At 37.1% G+C, this 25,160-nt stretch carries 28 protein-coding genes and 1 pseudogene; 17 read left to right on the top strand and 12 right to left on the bottom strand.

Annotated features, from left to right (window positions below):
• Window positions 1-125 precede the first annotated feature (125 nt).
• The 13 genes and pseudogenes from C5Z26_RS07980 to C5Z26_RS07925 all read left to right on the top strand — a co-directional run bounded on the left by C5Z26_RS07980 (window position 126) and on the right by C5Z26_RS07925 (window position 10,066).
• Entirely contained in the window at window positions 126-908 is a 783-nt protein-coding gene (locus C5Z26_RS07980; protein WP_105449441.1) for a MurR/RpiR family transcriptional regulator, read from the top strand.
• Between the two features lie 82 nt (window positions 909-990).
• Entirely contained in the window at window positions 991-1,572 is a 582-nt protein-coding gene (locus C5Z26_RS07975; protein ID WP_158682824.1) for a PTS sugar transporter subunit IIB, read from the top strand.
• Window positions 1,559-1,930, top strand: coding sequence for a hypothetical protein (locus C5Z26_RS07970; protein WP_105449439.1), 372 nt, complete (start codon window positions 1,559-1,561; stop codon window positions 1,928-1,930). The genes C5Z26_RS07975 and C5Z26_RS07970 overlap by 14 nt, the downstream gene beginning before the upstream one ends.
• 26 nt (window positions 1,931-1,956) lie before the next feature.
• Window positions 1,957-2,445, top strand: coding sequence for a PTS sugar transporter subunit IIA (locus tag C5Z26_RS07965; protein ID WP_105449438.1), 489 nt, complete (start codon window positions 1,957-1,959; stop codon window positions 2,443-2,445).
• A 264-nt stretch (window positions 2,446-2,709) separates the two neighbouring features.
• Window positions 2,710-2,859: pseudogene (locus C5Z26_RS12495) on the top strand (glycoside hydrolase family 125 protein); the annotation flags it as partial.
• Window positions 2,860-3,522: 663 nt separating this feature from the next.
• Window positions 3,523-4,593 (top strand): L-ascorbate 6-phosphate lactonase, encoded by a 1,071-nt coding sequence (gene ulaG, locus C5Z26_RS07960; protein WP_105449437.1) that lies wholly within the window; start codon window positions 3,523-3,525, stop codon window positions 4,591-4,593.
• Window positions 4,594-4,616: 23 nt separating this feature from the next.
• The gene (locus C5Z26_RS07955) at window positions 4,617-5,075 is read left to right on the top strand and encodes a PTS sugar transporter subunit IIA (RefSeq protein ID WP_105449436.1); all 459 of its coding nucleotides are present in this window, start codon (window positions 4,617-4,619) and stop codon (window positions 5,073-5,075) included.
• A gap of 15 nt (window positions 5,076-5,090) precedes the next feature.
• Window positions 5,091-6,611 carry a PTS ascorbate transporter subunit IIC gene (ulaA, locus tag C5Z26_RS07950; RefSeq protein ID WP_105449435.1) on the top strand — a complete coding sequence of 507 codons (1,521 nt, stop codon included), beginning with the start codon at window positions 5,091-5,093 and terminating at the stop codon, window positions 6,609-6,611.
• 34 nt (window positions 6,612-6,645) lie between these two features.
• Window positions 6,646-6,939: a PTS sugar transporter subunit IIB gene (locus C5Z26_RS07945; RefSeq protein ID WP_105449434.1), complete on the top strand. Its 294-nt coding sequence runs from the start codon at window positions 6,646-6,648 to the stop codon at window positions 6,937-6,939.
• A 75-nt stretch (window positions 6,940-7,014) separates the two neighbouring features.
• Window positions 7,015-7,656, top strand: a complete 642-nt coding sequence (locus tag C5Z26_RS07940; RefSeq protein WP_105449433.1) for a 3-keto-L-gulonate-6-phosphate decarboxylase UlaD — start codon at window positions 7,015-7,017, stop codon at window positions 7,654-7,656.
• Between the two features lie 38 nt (window positions 7,657-7,694).
• Window positions 7,695-8,468: a DeoR/GlpR family DNA-binding transcription regulator gene (locus tag C5Z26_RS07935; protein ID WP_234005657.1), complete on the top strand. Its 774-nt coding sequence runs from the start codon at window positions 7,695-7,697 to the stop codon at window positions 8,466-8,468.
• A gap of 10 nt (window positions 8,469-8,478) precedes the next feature.
• Window positions 8,479-9,351, top strand: a complete 873-nt coding sequence (locus C5Z26_RS07930; protein WP_105449432.1) for an L-ribulose-5-phosphate 3-epimerase — start codon at window positions 8,479-8,481, stop codon at window positions 9,349-9,351.
• Window positions 9,344-10,066, top strand: a complete 723-nt coding sequence (locus C5Z26_RS07925) for an L-ribulose-5-phosphate 4-epimerase (RefSeq protein ID WP_105449431.1) — start codon at window positions 9,344-9,346, stop codon at window positions 10,064-10,066. Before C5Z26_RS07930 ends, C5Z26_RS07925 begins: the two co-directional genes overlap by 8 nt.
• Window positions 10,067-10,299: 233 nt before the next feature.
• Here C5Z26_RS07925 and C5Z26_RS07920 read toward each other — a convergent pair whose 3' ends face one another.
• From C5Z26_RS07920 to C5Z26_RS07875, 10 genes are all read right to left on the bottom strand, one after another.
• Complete coding sequence (locus tag C5Z26_RS07920; protein ID WP_105449430.1) at window positions 10,300-10,995, bottom strand: L-ribulose-5-phosphate 4-epimerase; 696 nt, start codon at window positions 10,993-10,995, stop codon at window positions 10,300-10,302.
• Window positions 10,996-11,007: 12 nt separating this feature from the next.
• Entirely contained in the window at window positions 11,008-13,107 is a 2,100-nt protein-coding gene (locus tag C5Z26_RS07915) for a BglG family transcription antiterminator (protein WP_105449429.1), read from the bottom strand.
• A 116-nt stretch (window positions 13,108-13,223) separates the two neighbouring features.
• Complete coding sequence (locus tag C5Z26_RS07910; RefSeq protein ID WP_105449428.1) at window positions 13,224-13,514, bottom strand: PTS sugar transporter subunit IIB; 291 nt, start codon at window positions 13,512-13,514, stop codon at window positions 13,224-13,226.
• A gap of 34 nt (window positions 13,515-13,548) precedes the next feature.
• Window positions 13,549-14,943 carry a PTS galactitol transporter subunit IIC gene (locus tag C5Z26_RS07905; protein WP_105449427.1) on the bottom strand — a complete coding sequence of 465 codons (1,395 nt, stop codon included), beginning with the start codon at window positions 14,941-14,943 and terminating at the stop codon, window positions 13,549-13,551.
• A gap of 25 nt (window positions 14,944-14,968) precedes the next feature.
• Window positions 14,969-15,421, bottom strand: a complete 453-nt coding sequence (locus C5Z26_RS07900; protein WP_105449426.1) for a PTS sugar transporter subunit IIA — start codon at window positions 15,419-15,421, stop codon at window positions 14,969-14,971.
• Window positions 15,422-15,801: 380 nt separating this feature from the next.
• Window positions 15,802-16,524: a class II aldolase/adducin family protein gene (locus C5Z26_RS07895; protein ID WP_105449425.1), complete on the bottom strand. Its 723-nt coding sequence runs from the start codon at window positions 16,522-16,524 to the stop codon at window positions 15,802-15,804.
• 7 nt (window positions 16,525-16,531) lie between these two features.
• Window positions 16,532-16,777, bottom strand: a complete 246-nt coding sequence (locus C5Z26_RS07890) for a hypothetical protein (RefSeq protein ID WP_105449424.1) — start codon at window positions 16,775-16,777, stop codon at window positions 16,532-16,534.
• A 15-nt stretch (window positions 16,778-16,792) separates the two neighbouring features.
• On the bottom strand, window positions 16,793-18,331 hold the full coding sequence (locus C5Z26_RS07885; RefSeq protein WP_105449423.1) for a PTS galactitol transporter subunit IIC: 1,539 nt from the start codon (window positions 18,329-18,331) through the stop codon (window positions 16,793-16,795).
• A gap of 27 nt (window positions 18,332-18,358) precedes the next feature.
• On the bottom strand, window positions 18,359-18,670 hold the full coding sequence (locus C5Z26_RS07880) for a PTS sugar transporter subunit IIB (RefSeq protein WP_105449422.1): 312 nt from the start codon (window positions 18,668-18,670) through the stop codon (window positions 18,359-18,361).
• Window positions 18,671-18,698: 28 nt separating this feature from the next.
• Entirely contained in the window at window positions 18,699-19,160 is a 462-nt protein-coding gene (locus C5Z26_RS07875; protein WP_105449421.1) for a PTS sugar transporter subunit IIA, read from the bottom strand.
• Between the two features lie 323 nt (window positions 19,161-19,483).
• Between C5Z26_RS07875 and C5Z26_RS07870 the strand changes: the two genes are divergently transcribed.
• Window positions 19,484-20,257: a DeoR/GlpR family DNA-binding transcription regulator gene (locus tag C5Z26_RS07870; RefSeq protein ID WP_105449420.1), complete on the top strand. Its 774-nt coding sequence runs from the start codon at window positions 19,484-19,486 to the stop codon at window positions 20,255-20,257.
• A gap of 145 nt (window positions 20,258-20,402) precedes the next feature.
• Here C5Z26_RS07870 and C5Z26_RS07865 read toward each other — a convergent pair whose 3' ends face one another.
• Entirely contained in the window at window positions 20,403-20,840 is a 438-nt protein-coding gene (locus C5Z26_RS07865; RefSeq protein WP_105449419.1) for a YueI family protein, read from the bottom strand.
• A 78-nt stretch (window positions 20,841-20,918) separates the two neighbouring features.
• Window positions 20,919-21,893 (bottom strand): AraC family transcriptional regulator, encoded by a 975-nt coding sequence (locus C5Z26_RS07860; RefSeq protein WP_105449418.1) that lies wholly within the window; start codon window positions 21,891-21,893, stop codon window positions 20,919-20,921.
• 129 nt (window positions 21,894-22,022) lie between these two features.
• Here C5Z26_RS07860 and C5Z26_RS07855 point away from each other — a divergent pair, with 129 nt between their 5' ends.
• The 3 genes from C5Z26_RS07855 to rhaM are packed head-to-tail and all read left to right on the top strand — an operon-like array spanning window position 22,023 to window position 25,146.
• Window positions 22,023-23,363: an MFS transporter gene (locus C5Z26_RS07855; RefSeq protein ID WP_105449417.1), complete on the top strand. Its 1,341-nt coding sequence runs from the start codon at window positions 22,023-22,025 to the stop codon at window positions 23,361-23,363.
• On the top strand, window positions 23,364-24,830 hold the full coding sequence (gene rhaB, locus C5Z26_RS07850; protein WP_105449416.1) for a rhamnulokinase: 1,467 nt from the start codon (window positions 23,364-23,366) through the stop codon (window positions 24,828-24,830).
• A 1-nt stretch (window position 24,831) separates the two neighbouring features.
• The gene (gene rhaM, locus C5Z26_RS07845; RefSeq protein WP_105449415.1) at window positions 24,832-25,146 is read left to right on the top strand and encodes an L-rhamnose mutarotase; all 315 of its coding nucleotides are present in this window, start codon (window positions 24,832-24,834) and stop codon (window positions 25,144-25,146) included.
• The last annotated feature ends 14 nt before the right edge of the window (window positions 25,147-25,160 follow it).

Raw genomic sequence — 25,160 nt, 5'->3', positions numbered from 1 at the left:
ATGAAGGATGCGCTCCTTTGTTGGCATGAATTAAAACAATGGTTAATGTGCGTGTTACAATCTAAGGGTTTTAGTAAATTAAACATTTACTAAACAAATAAACTAATTAGATTGAGGGATGCAATTTGAATTTAGAAGTTCTGGAAAACGAGCACTTTAGTGAGTTAAATGAAACGGATAAGGAAATTATCCAATTTATTAACCGTAATCGAGCGATGGTTAAAGACGCAAGTTTAGCGGATGTTGCAACGAAGTCATTGTTTTCTAAGTCGTCCATATTTAGAGCTTGTCAAAAGTTAGGGTTAACTGGTTTTAGTCAGCTCAAATATTTATTGCAGGAGGAATCGAAACAAGTTCAAGATGTTAATATTGATTTTGTTTCACAAACCGTCAAGTCAGTTTTATGGATGTCCAATCAATTTAAAAGTACTAAGTTGGACGATATTTATGAGGCGCTGAATAAAGCTGGAACAATATTTATTTATTCGACTGGTTGGGAGCAACAAATTGTTGCTCAGCAGTTGCAGCGAAACTTATATTTGTCAGGTAAAATGGCTTTCAGTTTTCCAAGTGCGGTCGATGAAATGAGCTTAACACGAACGCATATTGATGCTAGAGATGTGTTGATTGTTATTTCATATTCTGGTATGAATGAAGTAGTCTTAAAGATGGTTCAGAATTTTAATCTGCAAGGTGTGCAAACAGTAGCTTTTACGTCATTTAGACAAAATAAGTTATCGCAAATTGCAAAATATAATCTCTACTATGATACAGTTTCGAAAAACGTTAATTATGAAAATCGAAAAGAACAATTTTTCTCGGATTTACACGTTCTAATAGATTTATTCAGTATGGGATTAATCAATTATATCAGTAAGGCAGATTATGCCCTAGAAGATAAGTTGTAGAATTATCTGGTGTTAAGCATATTTGGAGATTAAAACAATTATCATGCCTAACAATAATTAATAATTCAGGAGGATGTCTAAGATGGGCACGAGAAATAGCTTCTCACAGCAGGCAGTCAATTATCTGAAAGATTTAGGCGGAAGTGTCAATATTGATGACCTTGTTAATTGTGCATCCAGAATTAGGGTTACTGTGAACAGTCCTGAGGCTGTTGCACCCGACAAACAATTTATTGCCGATGGCGCAATTACAGTGGTTCGACATGGGAAAGCTGTTCAAGTGATTGTCGGTTTAGACGTCCCTCAAATACTTAGTGTAATGCGGCAGTTAATATCTGGTCTAGATATTTACGATGCTGAACTTGATGAATATGGTCTAACACCGGTGGGTGAAAAAGCAACGATGTTATATGAGTGTTTTGGACTCGATGGTAATATTCAACAAATTACAGTATCCAATAATCAGATTATGGTTCAGGTTAAGGATGTCTCATGGGTCGATCCTTTTGATATTATGCTACAACTAGGAATTGGAATCAGGGCTGTCAAGCCGATTGGTGACCGGATATATGTTGATATTGCGGATGCAACCGATATTGCGAGACAAATGTTAATGATGAACATGTATAAAATGAAAGAAATCGTGCATAATGACAGTAATTAAGAAGCGTGTTCAGATAGAATTACCGGCTAACAGTATTTATCATGTCATAACGAATGATCGGCAAATGAAGATTATAATAAAGTGTGATGATTCAAGTATCTATGCCCCGGTCGCTGGAAGAGTCATTGGCTATTCCAAACAGAATCGGACGATTGACATCATTACTGAGAATAGTGAGGTAAGTCTGCGGATGCAATTGCCAGCAGGGGTGACGGAACAAATCACGTTTTATATTAATCTGGGCGAGCGGGTAACCCGCGGTTTAAAATTAGCTGATTTGAAAGCGCTGTCAGGTGATTTGTCGATAACAACAGTTAATTTAGATGAGCACTATCATTACGAGATCTGTAAACGATAGGTATTGATTTGAATGGAGGATTTATGATGTTTAAACTATTTAAGAAAAATAAATCAGAAGAAATTGTGGCACCGGCCACAGGACAGTTGATTAAGATTGAATCTGTATCAGATGATGTTTTTTCACAAAAAATGATGGGGGATGGCTTTGCCGTTGATCCTGTTCATAATGATATCGTTTCACCTGTTGCTGGAGTAGTCTCAACGGTTTTCCCAACAAAGCATGCCATTGGCATCACGACAGAGAAGGGGCTTGAGGTTCTGGTGCATATGGGATTGGATACTGTTGAGTTAAATGGCGAACCATTTGATATGTTAGTTGAATCAGGTAATCATGTAGAACCCAACACACCACTAGCAATTATGGATATTGATAAAGTTAAGGCTGGTGGAAAGGGAACGACTATCGTGATTGTTTACACTAATATGGATAAGATCGATTCTGTTCCCATCGTGTCACCACAATATGTTGATCATGGTGATGCAGTTGGAACTTTGACATATCAAAAAGGTTAGTATTAAGAATCTGGAAGAGCCAGCTTGATCTGGTTCTTTTTTATTTTACTGATGAAATGAAGAGATGATGAACTAATAATTTACAGACTAACGTGATTAAATTAATTTTAAAAGTGCTTAATTTTAAACGAATTAAAAATTATGACTACTAAATAATGTTATCTTTGATTTTGTGAAAGGGATAGCATTTAAAGGGAGATAATTATGAAAACTAATTTAACTGAAACGATTACTAAAGTTAATGCTTATGTTGTGTAGCAGACACTACCAACTGCAAAAACAACAGTATTATTCCATGCTTTACTCAGCGATACTTTGACGAAAGCGACCAGTGCTGAGGATGATGGGACGTTGTTTGTCAAAATAGGTGATATTCCAGCGATGTGGTTGCGAGATGCAACTTTCCAGTGTCTTGACAGTCATTTGCGCTAGTTCCTGCCAAACGTTCAGCCGAAGTAAGATAATTCTGTGTTCTTTTAAGCGATCTTATTCTGGTAGTTAACTAGAGTGAGGTCGTTTCTTGCAGGTGAACGATTAACATTAATTCTGTTCTGCGGGTACTGAACTTAGAATTTGATAGGCAAAATATTTTTTCGTGGTTGTTAGGCGAGTTATGAGCATATTACCTGATAACTACGAAGAAAATTATATCACGTAATAATGATGTGTTTTATCAGAGTTATCTTTTGAATTAATATTTCTCGAATGTTTAGATGAGTAATATAATACTTTTGAAAAAATGGGCTTAATAGGTTTCTATCTCATCAATATTAGATATCATAGGGTTTTAAATAGAAAACTGTCTTGGTAGTTACATACAAAAATGTAGCTATCATGGCAGTTTTTTATTTGGCTTAATCATAGTTTTTAACGGCTCATAAGTGAGTGTGATTTCATAAAAGTACCTTTATGAACTAAAAATAGGTGAATTAAAAGTAAAAAATCATAATCAATCATAAAACATTCGTAAAAGTCATAAAATAGTTAAAAAGAGCATATAGCAACATTGAAAGCGGATACAAACGGTCGTATCATTATAGATGAAATATAAGTTATCAATCTATTGGAGGAATCATCATGCCAGAAAAAAATATTAGTAATGTGACTCGTGAAAGTTGGGTTTTAAATACATTCCCAGAATGGGGAACTTGGTTAAATGAAGAAATTGCTGATAAGCAAGTTAAACCAGGAACCTTCTCAATGTGGTGGCTAGGTTGTACCGGTATTTGGTTAAAAACCGCAGAATCAACTAACATTTTAGTCGATATGTGGTGTGGTACTGGTAAACAAAGTCATGGTAATGGCACAATGCGCAAAGGTCATCAAATGCAACGAATGAGTGGTGTGCAAGCGATGCAGCCTAACTTGCGGAATCAACCTTTTGTTATTGACCCATTTGCAATTAAAGATGTTGACGCCTTATTCGTTAGTCATATTCATAGTGACCATTTGGATGTTAATACAGCTGCGGCAGTTAACAAGAATTGTCCTAAAGCGAAGTTCTATGGGCCAAAGAAGGTTTGTGAGATCTGGCAAAGTTGGGGTGTTCCTGCAGAAAAAACGATTGTCGTTAAGCCAGGTGATGTGGTTACGATTGGTGAAACCAAAGTTAAGGTGTTAGAAGGATTTGATCGGACGGCGTTAGTTACCGAAGATGATCCAACAGTTACGCTTAAAGGAAAAATGCCACAAGATATGAACAACATTGCGGTTAACTACTTATTTGAAACGACTGGTGGTAATCTCTATCATGCTGCAGACTCACACTATTCAAATATGTTTGCTAAACATGGTAATGAAAATCATGTTGATGTTGCTTTAGGTGCCTATGGTGAAAATCCACGTGGGATTACAGATAAAGTTACTTCAGTTGATATTCTAAGGATGGCCGAATCACTCAAAACTAAGGTTATTATTCCAGTTCATTATGATATCTGGACAAACTTTATGGCTGATCCTAAGGAAATTACCATGTTATGGAACTTTAAGAAAGATCGTCTGCAATACAAGTTTAAACCATATATTTGGCAAGTTGGTGGTGAGTTTACTTACCCTGACGATAAAGATCGAATGGAATTCAACTTCGATCGTGGCTTCCAGGATGCATTCTCAATTGATAATGATACACCATTCCCATCATTCTTATAAAATAGTAAAGTTGGTGAGTTGAAATGTTACTTAACGATTTTTTAGAAAAAGATCTTGTTGATATTAGGCAGGAATCGGTCAGTGATTGGCGTGAAGCTTTACGCCAATCTGGTCAAAAGTTAATTGAACATCAGTATATCAAACCAGCGTATCTCGATGAAATTATTTTAAATGTTGAGAAGAACGGACCCTATATTGTGATTGTCCCAGGGGTTGCAATGCCTCATGCATTAGCCGAAAGCGAGAATGTTTTAGGGACAGCGATTAGTTTTACAAAGTTTCCACAACCAGTGGTTTTTGATAAAACTAATCCAGATTCACAAGCTCAGTTGTTCTTTACACTGGCAGCTAAAGATCCTGACCAGCATTTGAAGAATATTAGTGATTTGTCGGATATGTTAATGACAGATGGTTTGATTGATAAACTGTTAGCCGTTAAAAGTATTGCTGATTTTAAAGCCGTTATTGATGCCGAGAGTTAAAAAGGGAGGAAACTCATGTCGCAATTTCTAGATATTTTACTCAAAATATGGGATTACTTTGCTACCAATATCTTAACTCAACCGGCTTATATGATTGGTTTTATTGTTTTGCTCGGTTACATACTGGAACGTAAGCCTCTATATGAGTCAATCGCGGGCTTTTTGAAAGCGGTTATCGGGTATATGATTTTAATGGTTGGTTCTGGTGGGTTGGTTAGCAGTTTTCGACCAATTTTAACGGGACTAAAGACACGATTCAACTTAACTGCGACGGTCATTGATCCGTACTTCGGTCAGAACGCTGTCACCGATGGACTTTTGAAGACATTTGGACGAACATTTGGTGATGTCATGTTGCTATTGTTGTTTGCTTTTATCTTTAATATTCTGTTAGTTAGATTTCAGAAGTATACTAAACTAAGAGCAGTTTTCACAACTGGTAATGTGCAAGTTCAACAAGCTGCTACTGCTTTCTGGTTACTGCTATTCTGTTTTCCAAAAATGGGACGGATTGAAGTCCTTCTAGTTATGGGTGTCATTCTAGGGTTGTACTGGGCAGTTGGTTCTAACTTGACGATTCGTTATACACAAGATTTGACTGACGGTGGTGGCTTTGCCATTGCGCATCAACAAGTTTTTGGGATTGCGTTCGTTTCTTGGTTGTCCGATCGTTTCAAAGCACATGAGATTAAAAGCAATAAAAAAGCGCGTCGTTTAGAAGACATCCAACTACCAGGTTTCTTAAAGATATTTAACGAAAACATGGTTGCTACTGGAATTTTAATGTTATTCTTCTTTGGAATTATTATGTTGGTGCTTGGACGGCCATACTTTAATGAAGTTTATGTATCTAGTAAAGGGGCTTCTGGATTAGTACCAGGTGGTAGCTTCTTGTTCTACATTTTGACGACATCACTGAGTTTTGCGGTTAACTTGGCAATTTTGCAGTTAGGTGTCCGGACTTTCGTTGGTGAATTGACTGAGAGCTTTACTGGGATTTCTGACAAGTTATTACCTGGTTCGGTGCCTGGTATTGATGTAGCAGCAACCTTCGCATTTGGTGAACCTAACGCAGTCACAATTGGTTTCTTGTTTGGTGCTCTAGGGCAATTCTTAGCGATAGGGGCCTTGCTTGTTTTCCATTCACCAACAATTATTATTGCCGGATTTATTCCGTTGTTTTTTGATAACGCTGCATTCGGGATTTATGCTAACAAACGTGCCGGTGCTAAAGCAGCGATGCTATTACCGTTCTGCAGTGGCTTGATTCAAGTTTTCGGAGCTGCATTAATTTCAAGTTGGGTTGGTTTATCAAAATTCGGTGGTTACCTTGGTATGTTCGATTGGGATACTGTTTGGCCAATCTTTACGGTTTTGATGAAATTCCTAGGTATCTTTGGGATCATTGCCGTTGTGGTTATCTTAGTTGTTATTCCGCAGTTAGAATATCGTCATGATCCAAAGAATTATTTCTTGATGGTTACGGATTATGAACAATATAAGAAGAATATGGCTGAAAAGAAAGCGTTGAAATAACTGTCAGTTTAAATATATTTAGGGGGATTCTATTATGAATATCTTAGTTTCTTGTGCAAATGGTTCTGGTACCAGCTTAATGATGATGAAGAGTGTCCAAAAGGCATTTAAGCAATTAGATTTACCAATCACTAAAATTGAACATACGAGTTTAGCTGAAGGTAAAAGTACAGCACGTTCTTATGACATGGTATTTACACCAAGTAACTTTGTAGATATGTTTGATGAAGCCAAAGCTAAGGGTGTCATGGTTATCGGTGTCAAAAACGTCATGAGTGATAAGGAAATTATGCAACATGTACGTGAAGAAACCGATTTGGTTAAATAATTAATCGGTATTGACAAGCGAACCGACTAACCACGGTTCGCTTGTTGTGTTTCTAAAATATCAGGAGGGTTTAAAATGACAAAACCAAATTTACAAGTTGCCTTAGATAATAATACTTTGGCTAGTGCTTTAGCTGACGTTCGCGAAGTTGGGGATATTGTTGATATTGTTGAGGCTGGAACCATTTTGATTTTACAAGAAGGAACCAAAGCAGTTTCTTCTATGAGGGCACTTTTTCCAAATAAAACAATTATTGCGGATACTAAATGTGCTGATGCTGGTGGTACCGTAGCTAAAAATATGGCTGAGGCTGGGGCCGATTGGATGACCTGTATTTGTTCTGCCACTATACCAACAATGAAGGCTGCTAATAAAGAAATTTCAGAAATTCAAGTTGAACTGTACGGTAATTGGACCAGGGCTGATGCGCAATCATGGTTGGATGCTGGGATTACCCAAGCCATTTATCATCAAAGCCGTGATGCACTCTTATCTGGTGGTAGTTGGGGTGAAAAAGATTTAACCAAGGTTAAAATGTTAGTAGATATGGGTTTCCGAGTTTCGGTTACTGGAGGGTTAAGTGTTGACAAATTAGCGTTATTTGAGGGTGTTAATGTCTATACATTCATTGCTGGGCGTGCAATTACTCAAGCTTCCAGTCCAGCCAAAGCTGCACAAGAATTTCAAGACGAGTTGAAACGTCTTTGGGGAAAATAATCTCAGCTGTAACAAAGTAATAGATTGAGGGTGTAGTTGTGAAGAATTCAATGGAAAATGTTCAAAATCGGCGTGATCGGTTAGTTAAGGCTTTATATCAAAATAATTTGATCCCAGTTAAGACATTGGCCGCTCAGCTGGCAGTATCAGAGATAACAGTACGTCGTGATTTAAAAGCTTTAAATAGTATGGGGTTAGTTGATTGGCAACATGGTATTGTTAGAAAAGTTACTGATGAGCAGACTCAGGATGATTCTTCACGCTCAAAAATTGATCAATTAAAAGATAGTATTGCTGCAGCTGTGCCAAGTTATATCAAAGACAGTAGTACCCTTTTTGTAAATTCAAGCTCACTTTGTTGGCGTGCAATTAATCAATTGGCTGTTAAACCATTGACTATTATTACAAATAATATTCGCGCAACAGAATGTGTACGACACCCAGAGACGTCTATTATTTTAACTGGTGGTGAGGTACGTTACCCTAAGGAGTCCTTGGTTGGGACGGTTGCGATTCAATTACTAGAAACAGTTCAATCCGATTTTACATTGATTGGTTGTGATGGCATTAATCTTGAGAGTGGGGTAACTACTCAAAATATTTACGAAACACAAGTCAATAGTACGATGATCCAACGGACGAAGCAGAAAGTAATCTGTGTTGCTGATTATCGAAAGATTGGTGTTTCTAGTAATTATCATGTTGCCGATTTGTCAGCAGTGGATGTCTTAATTACTGATTCATTTGCAAATGAAAAAGTCATCCGGGATTTTCGTCATCGGGGAATTGAAGTTGTTCAAGTGGCGAATTAAGGAGGAACGCATGGTTTCGTTAGGAATTTATGAAAAAGCGCTGCCTAAAGCCAAGTCGTGGTTGGCGCGGTTAGAGTTAGTACGACAACTAGGGTTTAACTTTTTAGAGTTATCAGTAGATGAAAGCGATACCAGACTAGCTCGGCTACAATGGACTAAAGCGCAACGGCAAGAGGTTCGAGATGCTAGTTGGCAAACTGGAGTCAGAATCCATACGTTGATGCTGAGCGGTCAACGACGGTTTCCGTTAGGATCTGCGGATGTAGCGGTTCGCCAAACCAGTCTGAAAATGTTATTACAAGCAATTGATCTAGCCAGTGATCTGGGTATTCGAAATATTCAATTAGCTGGGTACGATGTTTATTATGAGCCAAAGACGATTTTGTCACGGGAATTTTTTTTAGAAAACCTAAAAGTAGGTGTCGAATATGCAGCTTCTAAAGAAGTCATGTTGGCGATTGAAACAATGGACGATCAGTTTCTAAATTCATTAGAAAAGATTCGTGATATTAAAAGTCAGATCCACAGCCCATGGCTCCAAGCTTACCCTGATGTGGGTAATTTGACTGCATGGCCGGATAATGATGTGGCACATGATTTAGAAGTTGGCTTGGATAATATTGTGGCAGTACATTTGAAGGATACTCAGCCAGTTACACCTGATAGTATCGGGCAATTTCGTGATGTTCCTTTCGGTGAAGGAACGGTAGACTTTGAAGGTTGCTTACGAACCTTAAAGCGATTGAATTATCACGGAGCATTCACAATTGAGATGTGGACTGAAAAAGCTGATGATTCGATTCGTGAAGTGACTATGGCTAAGAAGTATTTTGATGCGTTATTCACCAAAGTTGGATTAGAACAGGAGGGTGTTCATGCTTGAAGCATTAAAAGAAAAAGTTTATGAAGCGAATATGCAGTTACCAAAATTGGGGTTAGTAACATTTACTTGGGGGAATGTTAGTGGGATTGACCGTGAAAAAGGATTATTTGTCATCAAACCCAGTGGGGTCGCCTATGATGAATTAAAGCCTAGTGATATGGTCGTTGTTAATCTTAAAGGTGAAGTAGTGGAAGGCAAGTTAAATCCATCTAGTGATACACCAACACATACTGTCCTATATAATGCTTTCCCCCAAATTGGTGGCATTGTGCACACGCACTCTCCTTGGGCGGTGGCATTCGCCTCTGCTAACATGGATGTCCCGGCCTTAAATACGACTGCGGCTGATACTTTTTATGGGGATGTTCCAGTTTCAGAGCCCTTGAGTAAGCAACAAATCGAAACGGCGTATGAAGCAGAAACTGGTGCTGTTATTGTCAAAACTTTTAAGGATCGCCATATTGATTCAGAAGCTATTCCAGGTGTATTGGTATCTCAACATGGTCCATTTACTTGGGGGGAAACAGCTGCCAAAGCAGTTTATAATGCTAAGGTTTTAGAAGTTGTTGCCGAAATTGATTATCATGCACTGACACTATCACACCAAGATAGTCATGTCCCACAATATCTGTTAGATAAGCATTATTATCGTAAACATGGTAAGGATGCCTATTATGGTCAAAACAATCCGCAATCAATGACGCATAGTGAATAAGACAATAAAATCTCCCTTGAATGACGAATCATGGTTAATTCAAGGGAGATTTTATTGTCTAAGTTCACAAAGCCAACTTTTTTAATAATGAATATTTGAGTCTATCTAAGACATATAAAGAAACAAGTTTTAGTAGGGCATTTTCAAAAAAATTGTCTGATAGTTAATAGTTTAGTTAGCCTAATTCAATGAAATGGGTAATTATTCAATTAGCTAAGCACAGAATATTGTGGCTATTTTTGACCATAGTAAGCGTCTTTACCATGTTTGCGATAATAGTGTTTATCGAGTAGAAATTGTGGAACAGAACTATCATTACGGGTTAATTGGAGTGTGTGATAGTCCATTTCAGCAACAACTTCTAGAACCTTAGCGTTATAGACAGCGTTGGCAGCTGTTTCTCCCCAAGTAAACGGGCCGTGTTGACGGACTAAGACAGCTGGTACGGCCATTGGGTCGATGTTGTGATCTTTGAAAGTACGCGCGATAACAATTCCGGTGTTTTTTTCATACGCTGATTCGATTTCTGCTTTGGTTAATGCTTCAGAAACCGGGACTGGGCCATAAAAAGTGTCTGCGTGGGTTGTTCCTAGTGCTGGTAGATCCATGCCTGCTTGTGCGAATGAGACTGCCCAAGGTGAATGAGTGTGAACAATACCGCCAATTTTTGGAAAATGTTGATATAAATAGGCATGGGTAGGTGTATCACTAGATGGATTTAATGTGCCTTCAATGACGTTGCCATTAAAGTCACAAACTATCATATCCTCTGGAGTGAGTTTGTCGTAAGCTACACCAGATGGTTTAATGACAAAAAGGTTATGTTCGCGGTCTACTGCTGAAACATTTCCCCAAGTAAAAGTGACTAAGTTTAACTTTGGCAAACGCATATTTTGCTCATAGACATACTGTTTTAAATTTTCTAACATGATTTTTACTCCTTAAATAATAATTTCACGTACATCCTGTACGGTTGATGCTTTCAAAAGCTTTTTAACATTATCAGTATTTCGGACGATGTCAATTAGCTCTGTTAATGCGCGCTCATGTTCATGTTTTAAGCCGGGAGATAGTACAAAGATGCATGTGACATAAACGCTTTGGTTTTTAGCAGTGATTTTTAAAGGTTGATCCAATAGGACTAGGGATAACCCAACCGTTTTACTGCCCTGGCTTGGTGCAGCGTGGGCTAAAAAGATATTATTAGCAATTAACATATATGGACCATACTGATTAATTAATTTTTGGATTTCTGAGTAATAGCGTGATTCAATAATTTGGTCTTCTTCTAGCATCTGACAGCCAATTTTTAAAACTTCATCCCAAGTTAATTGACCGTTGTTGTGAAGCAACTTGATATGATTGGCTGGCAAAATACTGCCTAGTGATGGCCGATCGGTGTGAGTGGATTCTCGATTATTATCAGGAAAAATAAATTTGTCAAGACTTAGCCGTAAACCGTTTTCGTCATTAACAGTGGCATAGTCATTAATGATTTCCAGCAAGTGACTAACGACATTTGTATTGTGTTCAATTTTTCGTGGTAATTTATTTCTAAATTGAGCTTCAATTAAGCTCTGATCGTGTTCAGTAAGAATAGCTTTTACATTAACCACCGGAATTTGATAGTCATTTTCGTCAAGTGGTGCTGTGCTAATAATTAATTGTGCTTGATAGTTCAATCTGAATATCTCTGGTAATTCTCGAATCTCTAAGGGTAATGAAAATTTTATTAAGGGATATGTTTTGCTAAGTTCATTGTAAAGCATGACAGAAGTCCCAATACCACTTGAACAAACCACTAAAACTTCAGCTAGTGAAGCTCGCTTAAATTTATCCGTATCTTGCAAATCCTGATACTCGTTACTGTCACCAGGACCAAAGTATAAACAAATTAAAGCCACTTCATTGCTTGGTAGACGTTTCCCAAGGTAGTGTTCCAAGGGATCACAGGCAATAGCTGTGAATTTGACTAAACGTGGATAACGTTTTTTGATGGCATCTATTTCGCTAGAAGAAAATGGTATTTCAAATTTCACACGAAAAAAAGTTGAATATAGGTGATTACAGAGCACTTTAGTGAATAATTTGTAAGAAACTTTTTCGCCAGTTAGTTGTTCATACCGGAAAATAATTTCTTGCGAAATATCATTTAAATCATCGTACAGACTGGCATTGACACAATCCATCTCAGTTGCTTGTGAGCAAAGTACAACTTTACTCAGAAAAATAACCTCTCCGACATCGTAAGTTTTACCAAAGATAGCCTCCATAATGTTCTCACAAGTTGAGATGACACCATTCGTATTTTCAACAATCCAATAGTAATCACTCTCGTCTTGAATGACTTTTCCTTGACGAATTCGCCAATCTGAAAAAATCAGTAAATAAGTCAGCTGATGAATCGCATTTTCCGAGAAATTCATGTGTAACCTTGACTGACAGTCGATAATGATTTGTTCATACTTTGTCACACTATAATTTAGTGTATCAATGAACTTAAACATAGCGGTGTTGTGACGCTGTAATAATTCATAGATAACGAGTCGGACGGTTCGTTCAGCGCTGTCAATCTTGCGTCCTTGGTGAGTGCTGATAATTGTTAACTTTGGAAAAGCCAGATTAAGCTCTTTGAAATCTTTGATAATTGTGTTGCGAGAGCAACTAAAGTATTCAGATAATCTATTAATTGAGATGTTATTTTGGCCTTGAAGTAATAGCCAAATAATTTCAGTTCGTCGTTCTTGGGGACCTAAGTTTAAACTCTCTTCAGCTGATGCTGGAGTCATTTTAAGGTGCTGTTGGGCTAATTGGTGCCGGGCTTGATCATTTAATTTATAGCCATAACGAGGGATATTTATGATGGGTGTAAGCTTTTCACTAATTAGTTTCCTATTAATTATTGCTAACCAGTTGAAAGCTGTACGTCTGGAAATATTAAATAGTTCACGTATCTCTTCCATGCTGAGATATTCGGTCGTATAGACTAAGTAGTCTAATAGACGTTCAGCACCAGTTGTCACTGGACTATTTTTTGTCATCCGATGTACCTCCTGTGTGAATGCTTAGTGACTATTAAAGCCAATAAAGCCGAATGATTGAGAGACCAATCATTCGGCTTTATTAACTTATGCCTAGTTATTATTAGCCGTATCCTTTAAAGCCCCAACTCTGAAACAACTTTATCAATTACTGTATCAACACCAATGTTTGTTAGTAGTGGTAGGCCGTTGATGACAGGGATTTTAATCGCATCGTTGTCATATTGAGTCGTTGTAATTGCCATATCATATTGACTAGCAAGTGATTGGACTTCAGCAACGGATGATTGACCCAATGTATATTCGTCGGTTGAAATACCACGGTTGGCTAACTCTTCTTGTAATTTGTTCATAGCAGCTGTACTTGTAACGACACCGGCACCACATGCAACTAAAATTTTTTTCATAATATATACACTCCTAATTTAAATTCTGATTTTGTTATTTGACAGCTTCTGCTGACAACCCTTTTTCTTCTTCGACAATTTTCTTGTGGTTCCACCAGCAGAGTACCACAATCAATGCTAAACCAATGATATAAGCAGTAATCTTATGTGTTGCTACTTGGACGAATAACCATGGGAAGGGGTTGGAACCGTAATCAATACTTGAAATTAATGATGAACCCTTTGGAATGGTAAAGTGAGCGGCACGTGCACTTTTAGTAATTAATGGTGCCAGATCGGTCCCAATCCAGAGGCCAATAATAACGTTAATAGCACCAATGATGAATGAACGGAAAAAATCACCATGAGTAATTGAAACAATCAATGGGAACATGAACACAAATCCAACTAAACCAATTGTTGGTAAGAATTGGTTACCAGGTAAAATGAAAGCGAATAGTAAGGCAACCGGAATCATCAGAGTTGCACAAGCTAAGACAACGGGACTCCCAATCCCAACTGCAGTATCCATACCAATGTAAATTTTACGCTTTCCGGAAAACTTCTTTTGCGTATAAGATTGAATGGCTGTTGAAACTGGTACAACCCCTTGTAGTAATAAGGCAGCCATTTTTGGTGTGATAATCATAACAGCTGATAGCGTAACTCCCATTAGCATGATTTTGCCGAGCTTAGCAGCAATTGTCATACCAGGAATAAAGCCATAGGCTAATGCACCAATAACAAGCCCGATTAAGAAACCAAGTAAAGTAGGTTCACCCCATGAACCAAACTTGGTATTGAAACCTTTAGCATCCAAATGGATTTTATTGATGCCTGGAATTTTGTCGAGAATCCAGTTCAAGACAATTGCAATTGGGACGAACGATCCAGCATAACCATGAGGAATAGAAATTCCGGGCAAACCTAAATACTTTTCAGAAAGTGGCGCAGTTCGATCAGCAATAACCATAATGACAATCATGTTTACGCTTGCTAAGAATAAACTCAATAAGATATCCCTAGTTAAGGCATATACCAACGAGCCACTAAAAGCGAAATGCCAAAAATCCCAAATATCAACATCAATCGTTGAAGTTGTCTTAGTGAGTAACATGATAATGTTGATTGCAATTCCAAGTGGAATCATGCTGACACCAACTGCAGTCCCATAGGCAATGGCAGAAGCAGATGGCCAGCCCACATCAATAACTTGTAAGTTTAAGTGCATAACTGCAATCATGCTCTTAATTGCTGGGTTCATGACATTGGTCAAAATTGAGACTGTGGCGTTTAGACCGATAAAACCAATTCCGACCATCAAACCACCACGTAAGGCTTTGGTAAAAGGTACACGGACAACTAGCCCGAACACCAACATAACAATCGGAATTAGAACGGTTGGTCCTAATCCAACGATATACATGATGAAATCAATAATATGACTCATAGTGAATAATCCCCCTTAGCTTTAATCAAATATGTTCTGATACAATCTTGAATAATTGCTCGTTATCTGTAATTTGCTGTAACCGACCTAATAGTGTTTGATCTTGAAAAAGGGCCATTAACTTTTGGAGCATGGAAATTTGACTATGTGGATTCTTCATTGCTAACATCACAACAATTTGGGCATCAACTGTTTGATCAGTTACTGCCATATTATGAAATTTGATTGGATGAGCCAAAGTAGCAAAGGCAATCGCAGCCTCGTTAACATATTCAACATTAGTATGTGGAATTGCAACGGCAATTTTTCCAGTTGGTAAACCAGTTGGATAAATTTTTTCACGATCCTTAATAGCTTGCTCAAAAGTATCTTTGACCTTGCCAGCTTGTTTTAATTGTTCTGCAAGATAGTGAATAAGTTCGTCAGCATCGTTGGCATCAACATGTGAAAAAACCAACTCTTTATTTAGGATACTCATAGATACACCCCCCAGCTAATAGATTGATAATGATTGTAAATCACTTGTTTAACTTACATTTGTTATTAAACCATGAATGAAAACGCTTTATAAGTGAACTTGAACGATTGATTTCAGTGCAATCGGTGAACTACCGTAAAATGAACAATGCTGATACTACTGGTAGTGCATTGGATAACAATAGTTATTGTTTTAAATAATATTTAAAAAATGCTGATATAACAGTATTTGTACAGTCAAGCATGGTTCAGGAATGCACTATAAAAAGTGGTGCACTCAGCTAAAAAAGCTCAGTGCACCACAAGCGCTAGATATTTTGGATCTATAATATTTGGTGTTAACGGATTTCTCCATCAGCACCAAATATCATAGAATCCATATTAATTTAAAAATGCATCCGTATTTTTTCCACACGATTGATATTTCTTTAATAAGCCAAGTGATTTAAAAACGGTTTGTTGATAGGCAATTTTAGCATTCCATTCAACTGTTTCGAGAATACGAGTGGCTGCATGTAGATCAGTACAAGTAATTAAAACACCGTGGCTATTTAATAGAAAGATGTTTTCTAAAGCAGCATCACCTAAGTCAACTAAGCTGGTATGGACTTGATCAGCTAGTGCTTTGGAGCAAGCAGGTTCATAAGGTAAACAGTGGATTTTTCCGAGACTCTGATTAACAGCTGTAATTTCTGTAACATTTGGCATATCTTGTCCAATGGTTGCCCAAAACATTGATTCTTCAGCATGTGAGTGATAAACAACGGTAATAGCTGGATTGGCGGCATAGGCTTCAAGGTGCATGTTGATTTCGCGAGTTAATCGACCAACACCATCAATTTGTTGACCAGTTTCTAAATCAACGACTAGAATTTGAGCACCATCTAGTTTGCCATACCACGCTTCAGACATAAAAGTAGGTGTCATAATAATATAATCATGATACTTTTTTATGTGGACTCTACCGAAATCAATATTGTGAGAGGCAGTGATTTTTACAGAAATATTACCTCCAGCAATGTTAGTATTTTTACGATTAAACATCTCTCTTGAAACCATTGCTAAATCACGACGCTCAGCTTCAAATACATATTCTTCTGTCATAATATCGTTACTCCGATTCTTTGTTTTGTAAATATTTTTGTTTGCGTTGTTCGCGTTTTAGTTGTTGTTTACGATCAAATTCACCAAAAAGGTATTTATTGCCTTTGAAATAGATGAGCTCACTTAAAATCATAACCAATAAGCATGCCCAAATAGTAGTAGTGCTTAAGGCATCGATAAAAAGTAGAACATCTACAAAAAGTAATAATGACCAGAACAATTTAAGGGAATTCTTTTTGTGATTTGTTTTCATAATAATTCACCGTGATTATTTTTGTTTAGAAGCATGACTAAAATCCATATTATCAACATCATTAAGATTGGAAGCTTGTTTTTCGGATGTCGCTTTTTTATTATGGGAAGTAGTCCCGAAGTCTAGTCCATCAAGGTCGTCAAGATTGACATCAGCTGTTGAAATATTAGAGGTTGTCGTCGTTACTGAGACCGGTGAGCTATTGCCAGTAGTATAACGTTGACTAGGTAATTTAAGCTTGTTTTGATCAATATATAGCCAGACAAAGCCTAATAACCAAAGAATAACTAGAGCAATGGCCCACCATTCACCAGTAAAAGCTTTAGCAAAGAATAATCGAAAGTCCGGGCCTTCAAAAGTCGACCAAGATAATTGTTGGCCTGCACGAACTTTAACCGTTCCAGTAGTTCTTGCAAGATTGGTAATAACTGGTGCAAAGTAGGTTGCACCATACAGAAAGATGGGTGTAGTAATAACACCAAGAACCAACATACGTAGTAAATTAGCCCCCGTCAGTAGGAGTGCTGCAACCACAAAGGAAAGGTTAATAATGCCGGCAAAAGGTAAGACGGTATTTCCTGGAAGGATCATGGCGAAAATTAGCATAATTGGTACTAAAATAACGACTGTTACCCAGAGTTCGTTACGTCCAGCTAAAATTGGCCAATCTAAACCAATAAAGAATTCACGACCATTGAAATGTTTTTTCATAAAATCACTCATCGCATCAGCAATTGGTGACAGCGCTTGCATAAAGAGCTTTGAAATCATTGGGAATAAGGTCATTGCAGTTGCAGCTTCAATAGCTAAGTTTAATGAGCCTGACACCGAGTACCCGGCGCCAAAGCCAAGCAATACTCCGATAATGGCTCCCATGACGGTGTTATCACCAAAGACGCCAATTTTCTTTTGTAGCGCAGCTGAATCAAAAGGTCTATTCATGGCTGGAATGAAATCGAGTAATTTGTTCAATGGTTGTAAAATAACAGCAAACAAAGTGACAAAATGTGGGACGGTAACTCCAGGCATTCCAGTAAGATCTTCAATGTGTCGCTGCCACATGTCACCGGCTTTGAGTTCAAGTACAATTTGGAGACCGGCAACTAGAAATCCGTAGAAGGCATTGTGAGTAAAATATAAAACAACTACATAAGTAAAAATTTTATTCCAAACGTTCCACATATCAACGTTTAACGTTTTTGTCCAATTAAAAGTTAGCATGATGAAATTAATTGCAAGTAATAATGGGAAGAATAAAAATGCTGATTTATATGACCAAGTAATTGCAGCAACACCGGTCCATCCAGCATCAATGGCATTTAAGCTTAGATGGAAAACTTTAGACATTGCTTTAGCAGCTGGTGAAATTGAATCCATCATATAGTTAACGACTAAAGTCATGCCACTGAAGGCGACCCCTAAAGTTAATGCGGCTAAAACTGATTTTTTGAGTTTTAGGCCGGCAATTGTAGCTAGAATAAACATAATTAGCGGTACAAAGACCGGTGCTCCGAGATTTAAAACGTAATTAACGATTGTTTTTAACACATCCATGAGTTGTTCCTCCTAATTAGAGCATCGTTAAGATTGCATTCTTTTTAAGGCAGTAATAATAGCCTTGTAGGAAATCTCTGGTTTTTGTCCAGTGAAAATTGGTAGTCCATTGACTGAAGCAATATTTTTATCGTCAACAATTTGCTGAATTTCTTCGCTTGGACGTGCAATCCAAACATAGATATCATAGTTGGCCAAAATATCTGGTAATTTTTTAAAGTCAGTAGCTTCGACTTCGACACCTGTTATGTGATGATCTTCAAAAAAATCTGAAATATGCTTAACAACTAACTCGCTTGAAGCGACGCCACTTCCACAAGCAACAATAATTTTTGCCATAATAGGATACTTCCTTTCTTTTTTTGAACTATTTGAATTCTTTGGTCAAGTAAGTGAACATTTCAGCATTGTCATGGATTTTATCAAGATGTTTTACGAAGATTGGATCTTGAATTAGAGCCATGAATTTTTGTAAGAGAATCAGTTGATCATCAGCGTGGGTAATTCCTAAAAAGAAGAATACTTTGGCTTGCTCTTCGGTATTGTAGCCCATTTGAAGCATTGGAATCGGTTTTCGAGTAGTTACGACGCATACAAACGGTTTATAAATGTTTTCAGGGTTGGCATGTGGTAAGGCGATTGAAATTAGATCACTCACTACACCAGTTGGAAATTCATCTTCGCGTTGGTTTAATGCAGATTCATAAGAGTCTTTTACATAGCCTAGTTTCAATAGCTCTTTTGCTACTTGCTGATATAAATCAATTCGATCCTCAGCATCAACATTTAAAAAAATTAACTCTGGTTTAAGCATTGTTTGATAATCCATAAGAAGTCCTCCTAATAGTCTTTTGAAAGCGGATTCATTTAATGGCAACCCATAATGAAAAACTGGTTGATAATTTTCAAAGTGATTACAGATAAAATTTATTTTTTTAATAAATGATATGATAATATGTTAATTAATATTAGTGATATAGATTGAATATTATTCACATTACCCTCGCCGATTCGCTTTCAATGACCAGTATATGATGGCTATATGCGGATTGGTATGCAATTCGACATATTATGAAAATCATTCAAAATTATTCCAACTAAATGTTCAAAATAGGCGGATATAGTTCAAGAATGTTCATTTGGAGGGTAAAGATGAGTAATAGAGATGATCGATTGGTTCAAATATTGAGGATACTAAAAAAGCATCCAAGAATTAGTGTTAAGCGATTAATTGATTTGACAAGTGAAAGTATTTCGACAATGCGTCGGGATCTGATTATCTTAGAACAATCTGGACGAATAAAAAGAACTTTTGGTATGGTATCGTTATTGCAAGATACTAATATTGAGTTTGCATCACCATTTCGGAGGCGTGAGCATATTGCTGAAAAAAAGGTTATCTGTCGTCTATTAGCTAAAGTAATTCAAGATAATCAAGCAATGTTTATTGATTCAAGTACAACTGCGGCGCATTTACCGAATTATTTGATGGACTATCAAAATTTAAATATTATTACGAATAATTTGCAGTTTACAGTGGCTGCCAATTCAATGACAAATTTAAATGTATTTTTAACTGGTGGGCAATTACGTGCTAATTCTGATTCGATATTAGGCAGTCATACACTTCAAGATATCGCAATGTTTCGCCCACAACTTGCAATTATGTCATGCAGTACCTTAGATATTTCGGGAGCCTATATGGCAGATGTTGAACAAGCAACTATTAAGCGGCAAATGGTGGAAAATGCGCGTGAAAGTATATTGTTAGCAGATCATACTAAGTTTCGACATGACAATTCAGATTATATTAAACTGGCTGAATTATCGGCATGGTCAATTTTAATAACTGATAAAAAGCCCGATAAACTATTCATTGAAAAGATGAAAATAAATGATGTTAGGGTTATGTTTCCAGGATCATGAAAAGATTAAAATTGAATAAATATTAGAAAACAATTCAGTTTCCATTAATTTTTTTGTTCACAATCTAGTTTAAAATAAATACAACAAGCCGCTCAAAGTTACTAGTCATTTTGACTGATAATTTTGAGCGGCTTGTTGTATTGAACTAAGTAAACCAATGATGTTTTTTGATGATTTTTGGTTTAACTGGGGTTGGAAAACGTTGCGTGATGTCAGTTTTTTGGTAATCAATATTGGTATTGGCACAAAGAATGATTGCAACGCTATTGCGGTCATGGTGATAGAAAATGTCAGATTTAATGGCGAAATTAATCGCAGTTTGGTGAGCTAACTTAACATAACGACCTAAAATATCAGCATCAAGTTTACCATGTAGTAATAACATGCGTTCTGGATGTTGTTGAATAGTTAGTAGTAGTTCTTGGGAAAAATCTCGCTGTAAGGCTTGCTCAAATGTAATTTTCAAGTCAATTCGCTCATAAAAGGTACCTAAGCAACGATGCTGTTCGTCTGGGCGTAATAGTGGTAACCCCCAGATTGCATTTTGAAGATGTGGATCGAGATTTTGTTCAGCTGTTGACATGGTTTCCTCTTTTCAGAAACCGCTTACTTTTGACGACTAATATAGCAAATTAGGATTAATTTGTAAATCATTATTTTTTTAGCGATCGGCACTGGGAACAGAATGGTAATACTCTTGATACTTTTTATAAAAAAAGGTTTTATTAGAAATACCGACTTGTTCCATGATAGTAGCGATGGGCGCTGAGCTAGACGTGATTAGAGTCCTGGCCTGAATTAAACGTTGACGAGTTAGGACCTCACTGAATGGCTTACCAACTTCTTGTTTGAACATATTACTAAGATAATTTTTATTGTAGTTATAGCGAGTAGCCAGTGTGGTTAAGTTAATTGTTTTATATTCAGTAGCAATATCCTTAAGAATTTTAATTGCCATTAATCGTCGTTTGCTGGCTTGATGTGGTCCATTTAGGGGATACTTACGGACTAGTTGAACTAATAAGATGGATAGATAGGACTGAATTATAGCGTTTGAAAAATCTTTTTTTAAATAATACTCTTCAATTATCCGATTCAAAGTGTCGGTAATTTCGCTACTGCGTCGTTTAGAGAAAATGAGATAGTCCCTAGACTGGTCTTGTTTTCCAACAACTTGATTAAGTAAAAAGTCGTATAACACACTATTACTGCGACGCAAGTCATTTAATAGATCGATGCTAATATTTTTAGTTCTGAATAAAATGTTTATGAGCAAATCGTCATCGCCTAAAGCAGCGATTGAATGAGTTGAACCACTATCTAGCAATAATAAATCACCTGTATTTAAAGTAACCTTATTATCATCAACAATTTCATTAGCATGACCTTGTAACATATAATTCATTTCCAAAAAGGTGTGTGTATGAGTTGGGTAATCGGCATAGCGATTGTGTCTGCTAATGTAAATATCTTTATTTCTAAAGAAATAGTTGCTGAGAACACGGGCATGTTCTTCTTTAGAGAGTGCTTTGTTAATTGCGTATGTTGGCATGTCTTCTACAAAACAATGCTGTTTTTTTTGTTTTTCCTCGATTAATGTTGGTTGCTTTAAAAGGTTCAAAATACGTGCTTCCATTCACAATCCCTCCTGTAAATATGATACACACATACCGCACAACTGTTATTGTAGCATAGTGAAGTCAACGGGTACAATGTGGCTTGTAAACAAATGAAACCGCTTACTTTTTTAAAGGAGGTAGATGTAATGAGTAAAAAAGAACAAGGATCTGCTGGATCTACAATTGCGGTATCAATCACAAACTTTCTGGATTCTGGTTCCATTGTCGCCGGTGCTAGTGGTCTAACGCTATGGACTAAAGCTTTGGGTTTAAGCAGTTTTCAAGTCGGATTGTTGGGTGCGTTAAGCGCAAATGCATTTGGTTCAGCAATTGGTGCTTTAATTGGAGGCCACTTATCAGATAAGTATGGTCGTAAGGTTATTTATACGTACGATATGCTGATTTATATGGTTGGTACAGCTATCGTAGCATTCTCGGTTAATTTTCCGATGTTACTAGCCGGATTCTTAGTAACTGGGATTGCAGTTGGTGCGGGGGTACCTGCATCGTGGACTTATATTTCAGAAACATCACAATCGAATGACCGAGCTAAAAATATTGGTATTTCACAATTTGCTTGGTCACTAGGACCAGCCATTATTTTTATTGCCGGGACAATATTATCACCGATGGGATTGATGGGTAATCGGATTTTATTCGTTTTCCTAACCATTGTGGCATTCATTGCTTGGCGATTGCAAAGCAAATTGGATGAATCAGCAGTTTGGGTTGAACAAAAGAAGCTTGAAAAAGCAACTAATGAAAAACCACATCCATATCGTGATCTATTCTCAAATGCAATTAATATTAAAACTTTGTTATTTCTAATTGGTGTTTACATGTTCTGGAATTTAGTTTCGGGAGCAATGGGTTTCTTCATGCCATATGTCTACGAAACTGCTGGTGGTTTGACCAACATGCAAGCTAATTTGTTACAAGCCGTTCTTTGGATTTTAACAGCAGCTGCAACTTATATTGGTTTTGCGCGTTATGGTGATCGTGCTAATCATCGAATCTTCTTTGCAGTTGGCGCTATTATGGCAGTTGCTTCATGGATCGTTTTAACCTTCTCCGGAATGAATTGGACTAGTCTTTGGATCTTCGTTGCACTCTGGGGAATTTCTGCTGGGATTGGTGCTCAAGCTTGGTATGCACTATGGGCAACGGAGTTATTCCCAACTAAATATCGAGCTGGCTCACAAGGTGTTATGTTCTTTGTTGTCCGGGGTTCAGCCGGAATATGGTCCATTATATTCCCAGCTATTTTAACTAACATGGGTTTTCAAACTGCTGGGATGTTCATGATTGTCTTATTAATTATTTCGCTAATTATCGGGGTTATTTGGACACCACAAACACGTGGAAAATCATTAGATGAAATTACAGAAGAACGTTATGGCAAGGCCAAGGCGGTACAAACTAATACCGTTGAAGACAAAAACGATCATACTAGTTCTTCGACCTCAACAACGGGAGGTGTGAAATGAATGAAATCATATATTGCTGTTGATATCGGTGCTTCAAGTGGCCGTTTGATTTTAGGTCAACCACAAGATGGAAAAATAGTTTTACAGGAAGTTCATCGTTTTTCAAATGGGTTTTCAATGCATGCTGGGCATGATCGTTGGGACGTGGATCATTTAATTGATGAAATCTTTCTTGGACTTGAAAAAGTTAAGCAAATGGGAATTAACGAGGTTAAGTTAGGGATTGATACGTGGGCTGTTGACTATGTCTTAGTTGGTGCTGATGGTCATAAGTTGGAGGATCCAATTAGTTATCGTGATAAACGAACTCATAATGCGATTCAGGAACTAACTAGTGATTTACCAAGAGAGTATATCTATGAAAAGACTGGGATTCAATTTCAAGATTTCAACACACTGTATCAGTTATACAAGGAAAATCGGTCTCTGTTATTAAAGTCTGACAAGATTATGATGATGCCTGATTACCTTGGCTATGTACTAACTGGAAATGCAGTTACTGAGATTACAAATGCTTCGACTACTCAAATGCTGAATTTACGAGTAGGACTATTTGATAAAGACTTACTTGATAAAGTAAATGTTTCGCAAGACCAATTTCCACGATTAGTAGAATCTGGTTCAATCTTAGGTAATGTAAGTTACAAGTGGCATAAAAAATATGATATTCCTGAAGTTGAAGTTATAACCGTTGCTACTCATGATACAGCTTCTGCAGTTGTTGGAACCCCTGGAAAAGGTGATCGATGGGCGTTCTTAAGCTCGGGAACCTGGTCATTATTGGGAACTGAATTGAATGTTCCTGAAAATGGCTTACAAGCTTTTCGTGAAAATTATACTAATGAATGGGGCGCTTACGGGACCTATCGTTTCTTAAAAAACATTATGGGTTTATGGGTTGCGCAGTGTGTTCGACATGAATTGAATGATAAATATAGTTTTGGTGAGTTAGCTGCTTTGGCCGATAAGGTAAAACCATTTGAACAATTTATCGATATTAATGATGATCGTTTTACGAATCCGAACAACATGATTGAAGAGTTACAGGCTTATTGTCGAGAAACTAATCAAAAGATTCCGACAACACCTGGAGAATTATTCCAAGCTATTTATTCGAATCTATCGTTGTTTTATGCCAATGAATTAGCCAAGTTAGATGAAATATTAGGGTACCATATTGATACTTTAAATATTGTCGGTGGTGGTAGTAATGTTGCTCTGATGAATCAGCTAACGAGCACTTTAGCAGATGTTGAAGTGATTGCTGGTCCTAGCGAGGCTACGGCAATTGGTAACATCATGGTTCAGATGATTGCGGCTGAGGATGTTGAGAATATCAATGCTGGTCGCCGGCTAATTGCTAAATCATTTGATTTAAAACGATTCCGACCAGAAAAAAATAAATATGGAGATATTTTAAGTCAGTATCAAGAGTTTCTGAAAAACAAGTCTAAGGAGATGGTTTAAAGTGGTTAGATTAGGACAAGTGATGTATTTGCATAAGGATGCCTATGCTGAGTATCAAAAACGGCATGCTGAGTTATGGCCAGAAATGAAGCAAGCACTAAAAAAATATGGTGCTAAAAATTATTCAATCTTTTTGAATGAATTGACAGGCCAGACCTTTGCTTATCTGGAAGTATCTGATGAAGCCACATATAACAAAATCGCTGATACCGATATTTGTAAGAAATGGTGGCAGTATATGGAACCATTAATGGATACTAATGAGGATAATAGTCCAGTTACTACAGATCTAAAAGAAGTATTTCATTTAGATTAATTTTAGGAGGAAAT

Source organism: Lactobacillus sp. CBA3606 (assembly GCF_002970935.1).
Lineage (GTDB): Bacteria > Bacillota > Bacilli > Lactobacillales > Lactobacillaceae > Lactiplantibacillus.
The sequence above is the reverse complement of the archived record's forward strand: the minus strand, read 5'-3'. Positions and strand labels throughout refer to the sequence as shown.